The 17,225-nt window shown below is 59.1% G+C and carries 7 protein-coding genes and 3 pseudogenes; 4 read left to right on the top strand and 6 right to left on the bottom strand.

All coding sequences use genetic code 11. The features are described from left to right. Positions 1 to 23: 23 nt before the first annotated feature. The 4 genes from OXH74_RS24930 to OXH74_RS24915 are packed head-to-tail and all read right to left on the bottom strand — an operon-like array spanning position 24 to position 8,632. Positions 24 to 1,712 (bottom strand): NERD domain-containing protein, encoded by a 1,689-nt coding sequence (locus OXH74_RS24930; RefSeq protein ID WP_375739326.1) that lies wholly within the window; start codon positions 1,710 to 1,712, stop codon positions 24 to 26. Then, positions 1,712 to 3,571, bottom strand: coding sequence for a DrmB family protein (drmB, locus tag OXH74_RS24925; RefSeq protein WP_375739325.1), 1,860 nt, complete (start codon positions 3,569 to 3,571; stop codon positions 1,712 to 1,714). The genes OXH74_RS24930 and drmB overlap by 1 nt, the downstream gene beginning before the upstream one ends. Beyond that, positions 3,561 to 6,752 (bottom strand): helicase-related protein, encoded by a 3,192-nt coding sequence (locus OXH74_RS24920; RefSeq protein WP_375739324.1) that lies wholly within the window; start codon positions 6,750 to 6,752, stop codon positions 3,561 to 3,563. The genes drmB and OXH74_RS24920 overlap by 11 nt, the downstream gene beginning before the upstream one ends. A gap of 5 nt (positions 6,753 to 6,757) precedes the next feature. Next, a complete protein-coding gene (locus OXH74_RS24915) occupies positions 6,758 to 8,632 on the bottom strand; it encodes a UvrD-helicase domain-containing protein (protein ID WP_375739323.1) in 1,875 nt (624 codons plus the stop codon). A 180-nt stretch (positions 8,633 to 8,812) separates the two neighbouring features. Here OXH74_RS24915 and OXH74_RS24910 point away from each other — a divergent pair. The 3 genes and pseudogenes from OXH74_RS24910 to OXH74_RS24900 form a co-directional block, all read left to right on the top strand. Further along, a pseudogene (locus tag OXH74_RS24910) lies at positions 8,813 to 9,283 on the top strand (NYN domain-containing protein); the annotation flags it as partial. 399 nt (positions 9,284 to 9,682) lie between these two features. Further along, positions 9,683 to 12,832 (top strand): SNF2-related protein, encoded by a 3,150-nt coding sequence (locus OXH74_RS24905; RefSeq protein ID WP_375739322.1) that lies wholly within the window; start codon positions 9,683 to 9,685, stop codon positions 12,830 to 12,832. 12 nt (positions 12,833 to 12,844) lie between these two features. Next, positions 12,845 to 14,572 (top strand): hypothetical protein, encoded by a 1,728-nt coding sequence (locus tag OXH74_RS24900; protein WP_375739321.1) that lies wholly within the window; start codon positions 12,845 to 12,847, stop codon positions 14,570 to 14,572. 58 nt (positions 14,573 to 14,630) lie between these two features. Here OXH74_RS24900 and OXH74_RS24895 read toward each other — a convergent pair. Beyond that, a pseudogene (locus OXH74_RS24895) lies at positions 14,631 to 14,738 on the bottom strand (hypothetical protein); the annotation flags it as partial. A gap of 336 nt (positions 14,739 to 15,074) precedes the next feature. Beyond that, a pseudogene (locus tag OXH74_RS24890) lies at positions 15,075 to 15,539 on the bottom strand (tyrosine-type recombinase/integrase); the annotation flags it as partial. A 188-nt stretch (positions 15,540 to 15,727) separates the two neighbouring features. On the opposite strand from OXH74_RS24890, the gene OXH74_RS24885 reads away from it, so the two are divergent. Next, entirely contained in the window at positions 15,728 to 17,101 is a 1,374-nt protein-coding gene (locus tag OXH74_RS24885; RefSeq protein ID WP_375739320.1) for a hypothetical protein, read from the top strand. Positions 17,102 to 17,225 lie beyond the last annotated feature (124 nt).

Genomic DNA, 17,225 nt, shown 5'->3' with positions numbered 1-17,225 from the left:
ATCTCTATCCGATTTGGGGCACGTCAATCGTCGCGTTTTTCCCTTTCTGAAAGCCACCGCGCGTCGTCTTCGGAACAGACAACGCACAAAAAAGCCCGCGCTCTCGAGAACGCGACATAGGCAAGTTCGCGACGCTCCATTTCGTCGCCGCTGACAATGAGAATTATTGCCGATCGTTCCAATCCCTTGAACCGCCGTACGGTATCCACGACCACGTCCTCGAGCGCCATGGTTTCGGCATCTGTAAGCGGAGTGTTTGTCCCGCTGCTTTTTTCGAGAAAGCTTGTTCGGGCTGCGGGCCCGTTGACAAGGACTGCTATATCACCAGGAGCCACCTCCTCGTTGTATACGAGCCGTCGAAGCTCCCTGTATGCGGCTTCGACTTTCGAACTAGGATTATCGGCGTTGATCCAAGAGACTTCGAGACCGTCGGGCCCGTCGGCGATTATCTCGGGGCCCGAATAATGCACCGAAGCGGCATTGTGGATGTTCTTCGTGTTGCGGAGATTTCGGGAAAGCCGAACCGGAACGACGCTCAGATCATGAACGCCATTTCCGGCGCTGTCGTAGACTCTCTGATTGCTATCCATGAAAACACGGAGGTTTCCATTGCTGTTCAGGCAGGCATCGATCGCGATCCACCATTCAGCTCGGAAGTCCTGACCTTCATCGACAATGATCGTGTCCCACTTGAGCGCAGGCTGGATCTCCATCGCGCAGTAGAGCGCGTTTGGAAGGGCACTCTCGTAGAGATTCTGCTCACTGATGTCGGACGGCGTCGGGACACCTGCCTGACGTGAGATGCGTCCGCACAGCGCGTGAAATCCGGCAACCGTAAGGTTTTCAACGTCTTTCAGTTTTCGCTCGAGGTTCGATGCCAGGGGGCGGCTGTGACAGGTCAGGAGGGTTTTCCGCCCGGCCGCGGCGGACCTGAGCGCTTCCTCTATCGCAACCACAGTCTTGCCGGTCCCTGCTCCACCCCGGATTAGCGCCCGCGGGATATCGGCGATGACGTCCAGGACATGGTACTGGGATGGTTCAAGGACGCGGAACTCCGTGTCGGCTTCCGCTAGAGCAGCGCCGATCCGGAAGCTAAGGGTGAAGGGATGCGCCAGTAGTCTTTCCAGCGCCGCGATGCCGTCACGACCAAGAGGTTCGCAGTTGTCAGGCCGTTGCCCTGCCTTCAGACGGTCGTTGACCCATTCGCCCAGCCCCTGCTGAAACTGGTGTGAACAGCAGAAAATCTGGGCCGGACGATCAGCTCCGAGGTTGCCACGGGGCGAGCCAGCGCTCGGGAAAATCACCCCATGAGCGGCATGTATGAAGCGCCTGGGCCATCTGGCTGACTTGTTGAGGTGGTTGAGGATCTCATGCTTTGCGCCTCGGGCCTGCGCTACCGGGTCCTTGATCTTGTGGACGAAATTGCCGTGATCCGTGCTGCGCCACTGAGCGTCCTTCGGATCGAAGGAAATCTCTTTCCCCCCTTTGACCTCGATCGCAAGGATACCGTGGTCAGGATGTGCGATCAGGAAGTCGCATTCGCCATCCTTCTCGTTTCCCAACCTGTCGGTTCCCAGCCATGGACTCGAGTAGAAGACATGAAAGGTATCGGCGAGAACCTCGGCGAGGCGGTTATACACGCGAACCTCCGCCCAGCGCCGTGGATCATCCAGTACCGAACGGGGCAGCTTCCTTGGCCAGAGTATTGCCATCAGCTGCTCCTAAGCATGTCTTCAAAGTATCCGAGGCCAGAACCCGTCCCGTCACCGGTCAGGAGCCCGCGGTCGAGGAAGCTGTTGAAGGCCTCGCATGATGTCTCGGGAGCGAGACAGCAGGCGTGACACACTGAATGCGAGTAGCTGTTGATCGCTCCCATCATGTCCGTGATGCAAAGCGGATCGGACGAGCACCACTCGATGGAGTCGATCGCACGTTGCAGGATGCCCTCGATACGCCCCGCCTTGCCCTGCCGTTCGAGGCCGCCGAGGGTCCCGTCCGAGTCCGGTGTCGCGGTATAGATCAGGAGCCCGGCCATCTTCTCATCGCCAGTCCCGGCATAGATCCTCTCCTGGAGGGACGCTGAGGAGTATCCGCACTCCAGCGTAAGCTGGCGCATGAGCGCGTGCGCGAGGGTGTGGCAGAGCATGTAACGCGGGGTTATATCCTGAGGTGGCTTCGAGTCGTCGCCGTAGCGTTCCTTCCAGTCCGCCTGGTGTTGATTCTCGCACTCGGAGACGCGTGCAATGACATCCGGTCGGCTTTCCCAAGTCGTCAGCCGTTCCTCATTCAGTGCGAGGAAGATCCCTTCGCCGCGAACCTCGATCGCCGGAAGCCATTCAAGCGGTTCCTTCGAAAGCCGTGCCACCTCGGGCGAGTCCGGATCGCCGGGAGGATTGATCCGGGTGAACCCCTTGATGGCACGGACCTCGCGGAGGCGCACAGCCCGTACCACTCGGGAGACCCACGGAGCTATTTCGGGGGATACAGCTTCTCGACGGGTTTCGAAGTCGATGTCGGTGGTCCGACTGCGACCAGGCTCGGTGACGAACTGTCGATATTCTGCTGGGCGCAAGTCGTCGGTTCGTAGCTGTCCGTACGACGTGAGTCGGGCCCGGATCGCCTCTGCCAGCTCCGCCGGCGACATCTCCAGCTCCCTCAGAATGCTCGCCAGATCACCCTTCGCAAGGAAGCCGATGTACTCCTCCAGCTTTGACAGGTCGTCGAGGTTTGTGAGGGAACTCCACCAATCGCCCAGAGCCTCCTGAAGACGGTCTGACCATGGCGGGATACTCAGGGCTGACTCCGTCACCGCAAAGTACAGATTGGAAGCACCTCGCTGAACAGCGTACTGCTCCTTTCCGCAAGTTTCGTCGCCATCGGCCAGCCATGGTCGATGCCCCCGGCATTTCGGACCGCGCTCCCAAGTCTTCTTCGAAAAAACGCCGTCCATCGACCGGCGTGCGCCGCACTTCGTGCAACTGAGGATGAGGCCTGCAAGGCCAGGTTTCTCGGACCGCAGCATCAGACCCGGATGACGCTCCGGGTTGTCACGCTTCGATACCGGGCAATCCGGCTTGTGCCCCACCCACCAATCCCACGGAAACTCGTCTACGTGGCCATGCTTGCAGGCCATGACAAAGCGGACCGGAATCACGAAGACCTTGCTGTCACCATGGGATTTTTCTGTGCAAGTTGGGCAGTAGCGATAGGCCTTGCCCGGCTCGCTCTTCCATCGCCGTTCCGGCTTTATGACTTCGCAGCTTGGGCACTGTAGCCATTTCGGGAAGCGCACAACGACGAGACGCCTGGTATCTGGATCGTCGTCCTTCCGCCGCTCGAGCGTAACAGGAGGTGTCCTGAAGCCCTTTACGCCGAGCTTCTTCTGCAAGCGTGTCTCACGGATGACCTGCGGGTGAGCCAGGCCAGCCGGAGGAAAGGAGCGATCCCATTCCTCGAGTCCGGCGGCGATACCCGAAACGGCTCCTCCATCTGCCCTGAAGTCCACCACTGAGCCGGGACCGAATGTCGAAACGACTGCACTGCGCCGTAGATCCTGGAGATCATTCTTCATGGGTGTCATCCTTTGCCCTGAGGACAGGGGCCATCCTGAAGGGGGTTCCGGCCTCGACGGTTCGCATTGAGTTGAGGGTTGGCCAGGCGGCGCCGGTATCGCGGCCGGCAGCCCGGCGAGCAGCGGCGCGCTCGGCGCTCTGGAGAAGGGATTCGCCTCCCTTGTAGTCGCTCCAATACACTTTTGGGGACCTTGCTCTCCATTTATCAAGACAGCGTTCAAGTTCTTTTTGGACGGCGGTCTCTTCGGGATCGACCCGCTTCGCACGCTCGACGATCAGGTCGATGAGGTCCATCGCCTCGTCTTCCTCGTCATCTCCCATGTGTGGGGAGTCGAGCATGTCGGGAACAAGATGACGTACCGCAGCTACCAGCGCTGCATGCAGCGCCCTGTCGCGAGCACGTGACGCGAAGGGAGTAACGCTGGTTGCTTCCACATCCCTGTAGAGGGTGCAGTGCCAGCTGCAGAACGTCTCGAAATGCGACCGGTCGCGCGCCTTGGCGTTGTTGAGGACAGCGACCACAATTCCACTCACTTCTCCCCGACCGACGCGGCTAGTGGACTGGATGTATTCGGCAATGGTCTTGGGTTGCCCGTTGACCAGCATCAATCCCAGTCGAGAAATGTCTACGCCAACGCTGACCATGTTTGTCGCGAGCACCGTGTCGACTGCGCCAGGGGAGCCGACCTTGATGTCGAGGAGGTCGAGCATCTCGCGGATTTCTTCCTGTGTTCTCCGAGAGGTAAGTTCCTCGACGTTGCTGAGGGGTCTTCTCTCTTCACAGCGTGCGTCAGCATAGAGCGCGATACTGTCGGTGACGTCGTCCTGCATGAGGACAAGCGCACCACCAAGTTCGCGAAGCGAGTTGAAGTATCCGACAAGCGTCCAGTAAGCGTCCCTTCGAACATCGTCACTGAATGCCCCGAAAGCCGTTTGCAGCAGGGAGCCCGCGACAGCTTGCAATGTAAACTTTGCCGATCGGCCGGCAGTCGTGACACCGAGGTAGCGTCTTCCCACTGCCTTCGGTCGTCGATCTCGAACTGCAAAACCGGAGTCATCATGATCGATCGCCGGCGGGGGGAACTGGAATGCTTCGCGATCGAACAGGGCCAGTACCTGCTCCGACGCTCGGCGGATCGTTGCCGTCGAGCCGATGACCTTCGCCCTGTGCCCGCGCGCGGCGAACATCAGATCGAATGCCGCCTCATAGGCCCCTGCGATCGTCCCGAGAGGGCCGGAAATAAGATGCAGCTCGTCTTGGATGATGAGGTCAGGCGGAGAGCCATCCGAAACACCGAACAGCCTGTTGGTTCTCTTCTCGCGAACGATCTGTGCGAACTTGTCGGTCGTTCCGATCAGCAGCGTCGGTCGATTGTCGTAGACGTCTTCGTCGACGGTGTAGACAGGCAGGTTCCCGTACATCGTGCACACGCTATTCGTGCATTCGGCGTTGACGGGGGAGGTGGCGCTCGTCATCGACCATCTTAGCTTCTCGCCGCAGGTGGGACAGCGGGCGAGCTGTTTCGGGGACGCGACCTCCAAAGATCCCTGAAGGGAAGCGAACGCATCCGCACGCTTGTTGGGAGTAGCGTCTCCGCCAACCCACAGGCCGATCGAGAACGGCTCGCTGCCCTGAAGCGGCAGGCCGTTGGGAGGCGCTACCCGTCCGGATCGAATCGCTTCCAGTGCCACGATCATTGCTGCGGAGCGGGCGAACTGCTGGGTCGTGAGCAGGCGAAGCGTGTAGCGCATAAGGGCGCAGACACCACTATGGTCACTCGGATCATCCGAGAGGCGCCGGTACACGGCGATGCATGCTATCAGTGCGAGGTATGCCTCAGTCTTGCCGCCGCCGGTCGGGAACCAGAGGAGGTCCATGACTCCTCGGTGCTTGTGCTCGCGGATGACCGAGGATGGTGCACTTAGAAGCAGGAATCCCAGCTGAAACGGCCGCCAGCGCAGAGGGCCGTGCCGGCTCTTGGAACTATCCCATGAGTGTTGAAGGTGCATGGCGAGGTTCGCCAGCTGAAAGGCTCGCCGAAGCCGCGGATTGGCACCGAGTTCGGCGACTGATGCCTGCATGCGCCCGAGCGCTTCCTCGCATCGGGCGAGATGCGCCTCTGCGACGTACTTCAGCTCGGGGCTCACATCTGTCGCGTCGTCAAGTCGCTTCCGCTGCACCTGTACCCAGCGGTTGTAGGCGTCGCAGAAGCGCTGCAGTCCCTGTTGGAGGGGGATGGTCTCGGCGTAGGCTAGCACTTCGGCCGAGAGAGGATCGAAGGCCTCACTCTCCTTTCCCAGCTCCGCAAACAAGGCGTGACCATTCGGATCGACGCTCTGAACGATGGCAGATGGCAGCCAGGTCGTCCCAACCCATCGGGCATTGGCGCGCCCTCCGGCTGTGTGGTCCGCGGCTTCCCAATCAGCCGAGCAGACGTGTCCGACAGCGAACTCCGCCACATTCCTGTAAAGCAGTGCCCCGCTTTCCTCGTCGCTGACTGAGCCGGTCCCCTCCGTCCCCCCTTGGTACATCGACGTCGCTCGCCGGGGAGGCTTCGGTACTAGCAGGGTGCCTTCACAGGGTTCTATGCGAAGCTCGGTCTGGAAGAGCGATGCGGCCTCGATCTCGTCTCGATCCTGCTCTGGAACGACCGAATTCACGAGCGTAAGAGTGACAAGGACGGCGCCCCCTGCATTAATGCATCGGACACTGAGTGAGACGTTAGGCACTCCTTTGCCGTGTTCCGGAAGGGCAATCTCGCGCGTCGGACCGGGCGAAATATCGAGACCTGCAATTTCGACCCTGTGAGGCTGTCGAACCCAGATATCGGCGTCGTCGCGCTTTTGGGCCCGGTACGTGGCGAAGCTGCAGATGACTCGCACCTGTGGTGTGCCGCTTGATGCAGCGCTGAACGATATGCCTGCCACCGAGGGCTTCTGGATCGAGCCCGTTCTGACCGCATCGCTCTCGCCGTCGCTCTCCTCTCCCGAGCTGGCGCCTGCGGTACCGAGGCGGTCATCATCTTCCCCCGACATTGCGGTCTTTCGGGGCCAGAGGATACCGGTGAGATAGACATCGGACGGACGTGCGGTCAGCTGCTCGTCCTCTGCACGCGGCCCGACCAAGTCCTCGACGAGCCTGCAGGCGACGAGATTTCTGTCCTGTGATTTGTCCTGCACGGGAGCTATCTCCGTTCGAAAAAGAAGAAGGGGGGGAATGCCGCAATTCTAGGTGTCAGGACGAAACCGGAGGACGCCCAAGGCTCATTCAGAGTCTCAAGATCATTGTCGTCGGGGGCCAGAACGATCGTTGCACAGCCCAAACCTCTCACGTGGTTCACGTTGGTCGGCGGCTTGTGGCTTTGCTTCTGGTTTCTGTTCTCAAGTATCGCCCAGAGGTCGTACGTGAGATGGCGCGACAAGGCACCAACACAGGGGCCTTCGCTACCGGTATGGATCCTGTAGCGCCAATCCAGGTCGGGATCGGCTTTCAATTTGTAGGTGGTGACAACATCGGCGACCTTAGTCAGAAAAGCCTGCCCGGCCGAAGCATCGGCTGCACTGAACTCGCTGCGACCAACAAGACCGCGCGCGGTGATGTCGCTGCCTCGTCCGATCTCGACCATCGTCGATTTGCCGTTTCTCGCGGAGTGATGAACTCGTCCCGATGGCAAGGTTGACGCTCTAACGGCGTTGTTCTCCCCAGCGATGAGGGATGCGCGCGCGCGCGTGGCTCCGACAAAAAGCACACGCGCCTCTTCTATCTCATCCTCGATGCTCTTGAACTCCGCACCGTTCGGCAGCAGCAAAACGACGTTGCTCGCCTCTCGACCCTTGCTCGCGTGAATCGTCCCAACAATCGGTCCGAGAAGGCCGTACTCAGGGAGAGTCAACTCAACCGGGGGGCGGGTCTGGCCCAGCCGCCGTCTCAGCCTCTGCATGTCGATGGAGCCATCCTTGCGCCCCGCAACGCGCATGAGATGCTGCCAAGCTTCGGCAGGCCCATACCGAGGTGCGGCCTTGTTCTCGATGCGCGCCGCCCAGAGGTCGAGAAAGCGCCGCTCTGCGAGGAATGGCTCAACGAAGTCTGAGAAACAGATCGCAAGCCATGCCGGTAGGGTTACGCCATATCCTGACAGGCGTAGACGATGGGGAAGATCACAGAACTGAGACGCCATTAGCACTTCGGCACGAGTTCTGAAAAGCAGAAGATCGTCGCTGGTGAAGTCGGCGACCTTCATCTGGGACCACTTCAGCCCGCGCTTGTCGGCCAGCTCTCGGATTCTTTCCGCTGTCTCGGCGTGCAATCCGTCGCGGTGCTTCTGTTTGTCGAGGATATCCTGGCGCAGTTCCGAAAAGATCTTTCGAAGCCCGGGAGAGGAGGTGCGATAAATCTCCTTCAGGACCAGTGTAGCGAAGCCCAGTGTTTTCGCGGTCCGCAAGCGCTCAAGCAGCGACTTACCAAGTTCGTTTTCTGCCACCTTGCGACGTCCGATGCTGTCGTCCGAGAAGCCATAGATTGCCTGGGCCTCGTCGGCGAAGACCGTGACCCCGCAGTCCGAAGGCAGCCGCTCCACCAGAGCCTCAATCAGGTCTGCTCGCTGCCCAACGAGGTCCTGCGCCTCGTCAATCACGACGTGCTCGATCTGCGACAGCTCGTCTGCCACATCTTCGTCAGTCTTCAACAGTTCGATGACTCGGGCGATGTTCTCTTCGTAGGATCCGGTCAGCCTGGCCTTTGGGTCATGCCCGGAGTGGATGGACCACGCATGCGAGTCGATGGTCGCGATCCGGATGGCAAAGGATGCATCGCCAACGTAAGAGTGCAGCCGTGCACGGATTTCCGCTACTGCGGTCCTCGTGAAGCTGATCATCCAAGTGTTGCTGGGCTCGAGATCTTCTTCAGTGATCAAGTAGGCGAGGCGAGCGCAAGCGACGGCCGTCTTTCCGGTTCCGGGGCCAGCCTCGACGACAAGCCGGGCATCCGTATCCGCCTCGATCACCCGGAGCTGATCTGCATCCCAGCCTGCATCCAGAGGAGCTTTCTCAGCAATAGCCATGGTTACAGAATTCCTTGCTCAACAATTTCTTGTGCTGATTTCGCCTTCAAGCCTGCGCTCAATTCAGATCTGAGGGTGTGCAGAGTTTCGGGTAACCAAGGTTGGGGGTTACTGCTGTGGCGGCCTGTCTTCGTAGCTGATCGTAGAGTGCATTAGCGCCACCTTCCAGTCTCGAATCGGCATCGTTCACGAACTTTTCCACCTTGCCTGGTCACCAGCGATTACGATTTTGCCTACCTCTGCCGCCAGCTTCGTGAGCGGGGCGCCACGGTCTGCATTGTCGGTGAGTCCAAAACGGCCGCCGCACTTCGCAATGCCAGCGATCAGTTCTTCGAGTGGAGTCGTGACGAGCACGCGGAGCAGACCGAGAAACCTGCCGTCAAGCCTGGCGCCAACCTGAAGACCGAAGCCACCAAGCCGGAACCCGCCAAGCCTGCCGTCAAAGGCAGACCGAGGTTCGTTGTAGATGCAGTGTCCTTGCTCGCCGCGAGAACCAGCGAGAGCAAGGTCACCCTGAGCGCGCTGGGGCAATACCTGAAACGAACTGATCCTGCTTTTTCGCCCAACGCATTTGGCCACTCGGGCCTGCTCGACATGATCAAGACCTACGACTTGCTGCAACTCGTCCAGGAAAGCGGTGGGCACCGATAGCAACCTACTGTGGCGTAGTTGGGAACTGCTAGTCCGAGGTGTAGGACTTGGGCGAGTATCCGCCGTCGCCACTCGACGCTGGGCTATCTGAACCCGATGGAGTTTGAGCGGCGCTATGCGAGCAGTAGCTCTTAAATACCTGTCCTCCAGCTCCAGGACAGATCACAGAGCCTAATAACTAGCCTGTGATAGTTAATCTGGGGGCGGTGAAGGCAAAATGGTGGCGCACCCAAAATTCAGGGATAAACTTCACTGACGCGGTTCTGATATCAGGAGGACGTATGCTCGTTCGAGTGAGGGTGCAATCAGAGATCGAATGCATTGCCTTGTCCTTCGAACCTCGCCAGGAGATCACTGCCTCCCGAGGAGGGTGTTCTGTACCAGGGAGGGGCGTGGCTGATGTCTGAGACTAGCGCCGCCGAGATTGCACCCGGCTGCAGGGTGCGCCTCAAACGCAATCCATCGCGCACAGGAACAGTAGGCGAAGAGGTGATCGGTTCTGGCCGTCGGCAGAAGGTCCTGGTCCACTTTGTCGATGGCTCCGAGGATCACATCTTGCTGGGCGAGCTGGAGCGTGATGGCCAGCTCAGTATGGCGCCGCTAGCTTGTATTAGCCGCGGCGACTATGCCGGCGTGCAGAATCTGCGGACTATGGTCACGCACTATCGCCTCAGCGGTCGGCTGGCTAACCTGATCTACAGCCTCAACACCACCAACACATTGTTTCGCGCTCATCAGTTCAAGCCGGTGCTGCAGTTCCTGGAGTCCCCCTGCAATGGCATCCTGATTGCCGATGAGGTGGGCCTGGGTAAAACCATCGAGGCTGGGCTGATTTGGACCGAGCTGCGTGCTCGTGCTGAGGCACGTCGGCTGTTGGTGGTTTGTCCGGCGATGTTGCGTGACAAGTGGCGGGACGAGTTATTCAAGCGCTTTGGTGTTCGTGCCGCGCTGGTGGATGCCAGCGAGTTACTCGAGTATCTGCAGGCGGCGCAGCACAATCCCCGGCAGGAGTTTGCTCTAGTCGCCAGTATGCAGGGGTTGCGACCACCGCGAGATTACGAGGCGCTGGACAATCAGCAGGGCTCTGCTCGATTGGCGCGGTTTCTAAGTGAAGCTGCCGAGGCAGATGATCGGCTGCTGGATTTTCTGGTGATCGACGAAGCGCATTACCTGCGCAATGCGGAAACCCAGACCAACGCACTGGGCCAGCTATTGCGGCAGGTCAGCGATGGAATTGTGCTGCTTTCCGCTACGCCGATTCAGCTGCGGCGCAGCGATCTTTTCAGCCTGATCAAGTTGCTTGATGAGTCGGTCTTTCCTGACGAGCACAGCTTTGATTTCAGCCTGCAGCTGGCGCAGCCCATCTTACAGTTGCGCGACGAAGTGATGGCCGGTCGAGTATCTCAGGAGCAGTTTGTCACTACGCTGCGTGAGTTGATGGCAGAGTGGAAATGGTTTCTCGCTGACAGCCAGCAGTTGCATGGTCTGTTGCAGGAACCACCCAGTGACCAGGTTCTCTCGGAGGTACGCAGTCGTGGCGAGATCGCCAATCGCCTGGACCGGATTCATCCGCTCAGTAAGTTGGTGACTCGCACCCTCAAACGCGATGTCGAGGAAGACCGGGTGCAGCGCGAACCAGTAGCCTTCCGTGCCACCTTGTCCCCTCTGGAGCGACAGTTCTATGATCAAGTTACCGAGCTGGTCCGGCAGTATTGCGACAGGCAGAATCTGCTGACGGGCTTTATCCTGACTATTCCGCAACGACAGATGGCCAGCTGCATGGCAGCTGCCTGTCGTGCCTGGCAGCAGCGGATAACAGGAGCGGACGGTCTGAAGATCGACGAAACCTTCTATGAGTTGGAGGGTGATGATCCGGAGCAGGATTACTGCGAGCCAGATGAAATGGGGAGCTTGGTGCGGGCGCTGGTCGAGATTGCCCATTCGATTGGGAGCTACGAGCAGCTCAAGCGTGAGGACAGCAAGTACGGTCTGTTGCGTGACAGCCTCAAGAAATACCTGCGTCAGTACCCCGACAAGAAAATCGTGCTGTTTTCCTTCTTCCGCCAGACCCTGGCCTATCTGCACGAGCGGTTGGCAGAGGATGGCATTACCAGCGTTGTGCTTCAGGGCGGGGGCGGCCGTCAGCGCAATCAGCAGATTCTCCAGACGTTCGAGTTGCCCACTGGGTCGCAGGTGCTGTTGTCGTCCGAAGTGGCTTCCGAAGGTATCGACCTGCAGTTCTCTTCGCTGCTGATCAACTATGACCTACCCTGGAACCCGATGCGCATCGAGCAGCGCATCGGGCGTATTGACCGTATCGGCCAGCCAGAGAAGAAGATTCTGATTTGGAATCTGATGAACGCCGATACCATCGATGAGCGCATTTACGATCGCTTGCTGGATCGTTTGGATGTATTTAGACAATCACTTGGGCGCATGGAAAGCGTGCTGGGTGATGTGGTGAAGAAGATGACGCTCAGCTTGTTCCGTCATCGTTTGACGGCCAAGGAAGAGCAGGCCTTGATTGAGAGCAACCTACTGGCGCTGGAAGAACGTCGGCGTCGCGAAGAACAGCTAGAGGCCGAAGCCCCCAACCTGGTCGCCCATGGCGATTTCATCCTGAACAAAGTCAAAGCCGCTCGGGAGCTGAATCGCACCATTACTGGTGAAGACATCTTCGTCTATGTCAATGACTTCCTCGCGCGGCACTTCCCGGGCAGCCGTCTGATTCCTCTGGATGAGGGCGGATCTCTCTACCAATGTGAGCTGTCCTCAGCAGCACGCGTTGAGTTTGACGTCTTTATTCAGGAGCGCATGCAGCAGGGGAGCACTCGCCTGCTATCCAGCCGACCTCTACCTTTAAAGTTCGAGAACATGCATGGCCTGAAGCCGGCAGACTACGAGCGTGTCGCCCAGGACCATGTGTTGGTTCGGTTTATCAGTAATTACCAAAGGCAACCCGGAAAGCTATCTGGGGCCTATCCGGTTAGCGCAATTTGCCTGGATGGCAGCCGAACTCCGGCAATTCGGCCTGGTGTTTATGCGTTTGCCATCTTCCGTTGGTCGTTCACCGGCGCGGTCACTCGGGAGCAGCTTGAGTATCTGGCCATCCCGCTGGACGGGGAGGTTTTTCTCAGCGCGGAGGACTCCGAAAGCTTGGTCAATGCGGCTGCGCTATATGGAGAAGACTGGTTGAGCGCGAAGGCAGATATTGATCCCGAACGGGCCGCAGAGCGCTTTGATGAGTGTCGGGCAATGTTGGCTACGCTGTTCACAGACACAGTGCAAAGAGTGCGTGAGGAAAATCAGGACCGGATTAGCCTGATGATTCGAGTGACCACGGATCGAGCCGATTCTGAAGTAGCAAGGCTGCGTACCCTGATGCAGAGACTCCAGTCTGAGGGAAAGAGTGCTGTCGTACGAATGACGAGCGGCAAGATCAACCGAGTCTGGGAGCGTCTTGACGCTCGTAAGCAGGACTTGCTGCAGAAGAGGAACATGCATGCCGAGGATACCCCAGTGGTTGGCGGCATGATCAAAGTCATTTGAGAGGGGGCGACGATGAAGGTAGGGACACTGGGGAAGTTGCTCAAGCAGGCGCTCAAGGAAGTGGGTGTTGAGCCGCCCCTGCCTTCGCCGACATTTCCGCAGGGAAGCCCTGGTACAGATCAGGAGACCTCCCCAAATGCTAAATCTTCAACATCGGCAGATAGCCCAACAGATGAGGGATATCGTTCGGCGCCAAGTGATAAGAAGCGCACGCCATCATCCCCTGGACGCCAATCTAGGGCTCGTTCAGGTCAGGGGCGGACGGCTCCGGCGCGTCAGCAAGTTGAAAAGTCGCCGCCTGTAAAACAGCCGGTGCCTGCGCCGCCCTATAGCTTGAAGATGGGCCCTGAGGTTTCGCTGATCTGGTGCCCATCCAATGCGAACCCCGTTCCGGCACTGGCGGAGTTTGCTTGGACTGGGCGGGCGCTGCAACTCGCTGAGAACGCCTCTGAAGATGCAGAGCTGACGATTGGCCTGGATTTTGGTACGTCTTCAGTGAAGGCTGTGATAACCGACAAGGCCAAGAATATTTCTTATGCCGTCCCTTTCCGTGATGGGGTAGGAGTGGGGAGTTATTTGCTACCCAGCACCCTTAAGAAGGGGGAGCAACAAATTCATGACTTGAAGATGGCGCTGCTTTCCAATCCGGGGTCGCAGCACTGTCAAGAGAATGTGGTTGAGTTTCTTGCTCGGGTGATTCGCCACGTGCGAGGGTGGCTGTTCGTCACCCACGGCAAGGTCTACCAACGCAGCTACATCCTCTGGGGTCTATCCATCGGTTTACCCGTGGCCAGCATGCGTGAGAAACCTATCGTGGAGCTGTATAAGGTTCTCGGCTACGCTGCCTGGCTGGCTGCCGGAAGCAGTGAACTCGTAATTTCCCGGGAAACGATTTGGAATGCTTTGGAGCGGGCAAAGCAACTGGATCCGGGCAGTGACGAGGCCATTGACGAAGCGGGGGTTGAGATTGCACTTGCCCCCGAGGTGGCTGCTCAGATCCATGGCTTTGTCAGCTCTGGCGCCTATGATCCGCACGGTCAAAATATCTTTCTCATGGTCGACATCGGTGCCGGCACCCTGGATGCGTCCGTATTCCGAATCGAGAGGCAGGGAGGACGTGATCGCTTCATAGCCTTCAGTGCTACGGTGGAGCCAAATGGCGTTATGTGCTGGCATCGCCGGCGAATGCAGTGGTGGCAACAGGCTCTGGAGTCAAACGCGCCGGAGCGAGCGGACCTTCTGGAGGGAATTCAACGTATCGCCCTGGATACAGGGACTGAATCACCCGTGCCGGATGAGCTGACGGGCTACTTCAACGGCCTGGACGTGCAGTTCTGCGATCAGTCAGCTCATCCAGATCGCGTCTTCTATCGCAAAGCTTCCGAGCAGGTTGGATACCAGACTTATGCGCGTTTGAAGATTGATCACTTGTTGCCTGAGCATCAGATGGCGGGAATGCCCATGATCCTCTGTGGCGGTGGAAAGCGACTGCCCTTTTACTCCAAGCTCGAGCGGTCGATGTCGCGCTCTTCAGGGTACCCATGGTTTGGGACTCGTCCTTTTCCGTTGCAAAAACCTGCCCGTCTTCGGGCGCCCGGTCTGAAGGCTGCTGAGTACGATCGTCTCTCGGTAGCGTACGGCCTAAGCCGCATCAATCTCAAAGAAGTAGTGACGGACGTTCCACCGATGATAAGCAGTGAGTCGGTGGTCAACTGGCGGGATCTATATATAGAAAATTAGTGTGGGATTGATGTCTGGCGGAGCGCCATGAGGTGAAGGAGCAGCCGTTGCTGTGCATTCAGAAAATTGCTTCCCGGCTCATGGCTTTTGAATACCCCTGAGCTGGATGGCGGCGGCGGTGATTGTAAAAGCGAATGTAGTCGAACAGGTTGGTTTTCGCCTCCTGGTAGGTGGTTTAGCGCGTCAGCTACACCTGCTTGGCTTTCAGCGAACGGAAGAAGTTCTCCATTGCAGTGTCTCAGCAGTGACCCATCAGGCTGAGGCCGTTCTGTCAGGGACTTTTGCGGGAAATCGTTGAAAATCGTCAGGTAGCGTAGGACATCGGTTGCAGCGAGCGCCCTAGATAAGTTTAGAAAAATCAGTGAGTTACGAGGTCGACCACTGGCATGGGGTGCAAGGGGTAGAGTGTTCGAATCACTCCGTCCCGACCATATTCTTCAGCGACTTAGGCCAGTTCGGAAACGACTGGCCTTTTTCGTTTCAGGGACTTTTGCGGGACTCTTCATCCTGCCTTCCTCCTCAGTATCGTCAGCACCGGCCCACGGGAGTCGGTCGCCGATATCTTGTTGGCCTCATCGATCAGCTTTCCCAGCTCTGCCGCCGAGTAGTGACTGGTGATGCTGCCGTTCTTGTGTCCCAGCAGAGCTCGCCGGTCCTCTTCCGTGACCCCGGCCGCCCGAAGCCGGCGACCGAAGGTGTGCTTCAGGTCGTGGATGCGGATCGAGGCGAATCCGGCTGGAGCAGGGCGCAGAAACTTCTCCTGGAATTTCTTTGCCGCCCGGCCCCTGGTTTTCTTCCAGGCCGAATCGTTCATCCGGTGTAATGGCATCGCCTTGCCGTTCTCTTTGGGCATCCCGTAAGGGAACACCCAAACTGGGTCCAGGCCACGCTGTCCCTCGATGACGGATTTCGCCACGTTGTTCAGCACCACCAAACGCTCGTTGCCGTTCTTGACCCCCGAACTCTGTTACTCCGAAAACCTGGAAAGTCTTGCAGGTTGCCCTACTATTAAAAATTACTACTTAAAAAACTTCGTGCCGCTCGTACTCCTTTGTCGCGGTGTGCAGTGGGTAGCCGACGACACGCTTCGAGTAGTTCGGCTATATCCCAACAGCGCCGTCCATGTCCTTGTTCTCTCCAAACAGGAGAAACGTCATGACGCATATCGGCAGTTCCTCACCAGCACAACGGAGTGGAATCGCGGTAGGGAAGGTGCTGTTTGCAAGCTTGGTTTTGGCCCTGCTGGCACTTGCAGAAAGGCCGGCGCACGGGCAGGTCTTGCTCACCGAGACGACATGGGGTGGGACTGGAGCCGAAGTCGCAACCGCTGTCGCCACGGCCGCCGACGGCAGCGCGTACCTCGTCGGCTCGACGGATAGCTTTGCCTTCGACCAGTTCGGCCAGCCCGCGACGCGAATGTTCATCGTCAAGCTCTCGAATGGAGCGGTTGTCTGGCAGCGGATCTGGAACGGCCCGACCATTGTCGGGGTGACAGATGCGTCAGTGGCGGTCGCTGCCGACGGTTCAGTTTACGTGGCCGGCATCACCGCAGACGGAGGCGGAGACGCCGTGTTGCTGAAATTCGATCCGAACGGCACCCTGCTCTGGGTGCGGGCTTGGGGCGGTACCCAGTCCGATAGCGCCGGCGCGGTGGCGACGCACAGCGACGGCTCCGTCTACGTCGCGGGCCGGACAACCAGCTTCGGCCCGAGCTCCGCCGGGGTGTTCGTCCTGAAGTTCGATCCGACGGGCACTCTTGTCTGGCAACGGCTCTGGGACAATGCCGCCGGCTTCGAGGCGATGGCTGTCTCACCAGACGGCAGCATCTACGCGGCCAGTTCGAAACTGCGGGGAAGCGATCTCTCCCAGTTCGACGTGATGGTGCTGAAGCTGACGCCAGCGGGCGACCTGGTCTGGGCACGGACGTACGGGGCGGGCGAGGTCGTGGATGCGCGCGGCGGAATGGCCGCTGCCGCGGATGGGTCCATATACACCGCTGGTGCCATCCAGGCGGCGAAGGGCGGCATCGTCAGCATCGCCGCGCTGGTCCTGAAGATAGGGGCCGATGGCAGCTTGTTGTTCGGCAAGGGATGTTGCACCAAGGACGGCGACACCGGTGAAGGCATCGCGGTGGGGCCCGACGGCTCGGTTCTTCTTGCCGGAACGACGACGGTGTTGGGCGTCGGCTTCCAGGATGCATTCGTCGCGCGCCTGGAATCGACCGGCAGGAAGGTAACGGATGCAGCAACCTGGGGCGGCACCGGCTTCGAGAGCGGCGGCGGGGTCGCGGCTGCGGCCGACAACACGGTGCTGCTTGCGGCGACGACCAGCCAGGGCCCGCCGTATTCGCTGCTGGCGGCATCGCTGAAACTGTCCGCGCCGAAATTCACCGTCGCGACCCCTGCGGGAGCGCTCGTGGATCCGCAAGGCACAGTTTCGATTCCGCCACACGGGGCGTCCGTACCGGCCGGCAGCACGACCTACAGCGGAAACTTCGAGTCGGCACTCATATCGCTCACGCTGCCGTAACGGGTCAGCATCGCTGGAACGGTGGGGGCGGATGTAGCGCCCCCCGGTCAATCGCTCGGTCCAATGCCGACGAGACGCCCGGCACTGGTCTGTCCCGGGATGAATCGCCAAATAGTTCCTGAAC

The organism is Metapseudomonas boanensis (genome assembly GCF_042232855.1).
Classification (GTDB): Bacteria; Pseudomonadota; Gammaproteobacteria; order Pseudomonadales; family Pseudomonadaceae; genus Metapseudomonas; species Metapseudomonas boanensis.
The sequence above is the reverse complement of the archived record's forward strand: the minus strand, read 5'-3'. Positions and strand labels throughout refer to the sequence as shown.

What these genes read in the sequence shown, in the direction of transcription:
- OXH74_RS24930 (WP_375739326.1), bottom strand. Translation starts at nt 1,712, where the DNA reads ATGGCAATACTCTGGCCAAGGAAGCTGCCCCGTTCGGTACTGGATGAT.
- drmB (WP_375739325.1), bottom strand. Translation starts at nt 3,571, where the DNA reads ATGAAGAATGATCTCCAGGATCTACGGCGCAGTGCAGTCGTTTCGACA.
- OXH74_RS24915 (WP_375739323.1), bottom strand. Translation starts at nt 8,632, where the DNA reads ATGGCTATTGCTGAGAAAGCTCCTCTGGATGCAGGCTGGGATGCAGAT.
- OXH74_RS24905 (WP_375739322.1), top strand. Translation starts at nt 9,683, where the DNA reads ATGTCTGAGACTAGCGCCGCCGAGATTGCACCCGGCTGCAGGGTGCGC.
- OXH74_RS24900 (WP_375739321.1), top strand. Translation starts at nt 12,845, where the DNA reads ATGAAGGTAGGGACACTGGGGAAGTTGCTCAAGCAGGCGCTCAAGGAA.
- OXH74_RS24885 (WP_375739320.1), top strand. Translation starts at nt 15,728, where the DNA reads ATGACGCATATCGGCAGTTCCTCACCAGCACAACGGAGTGGAATCGCG.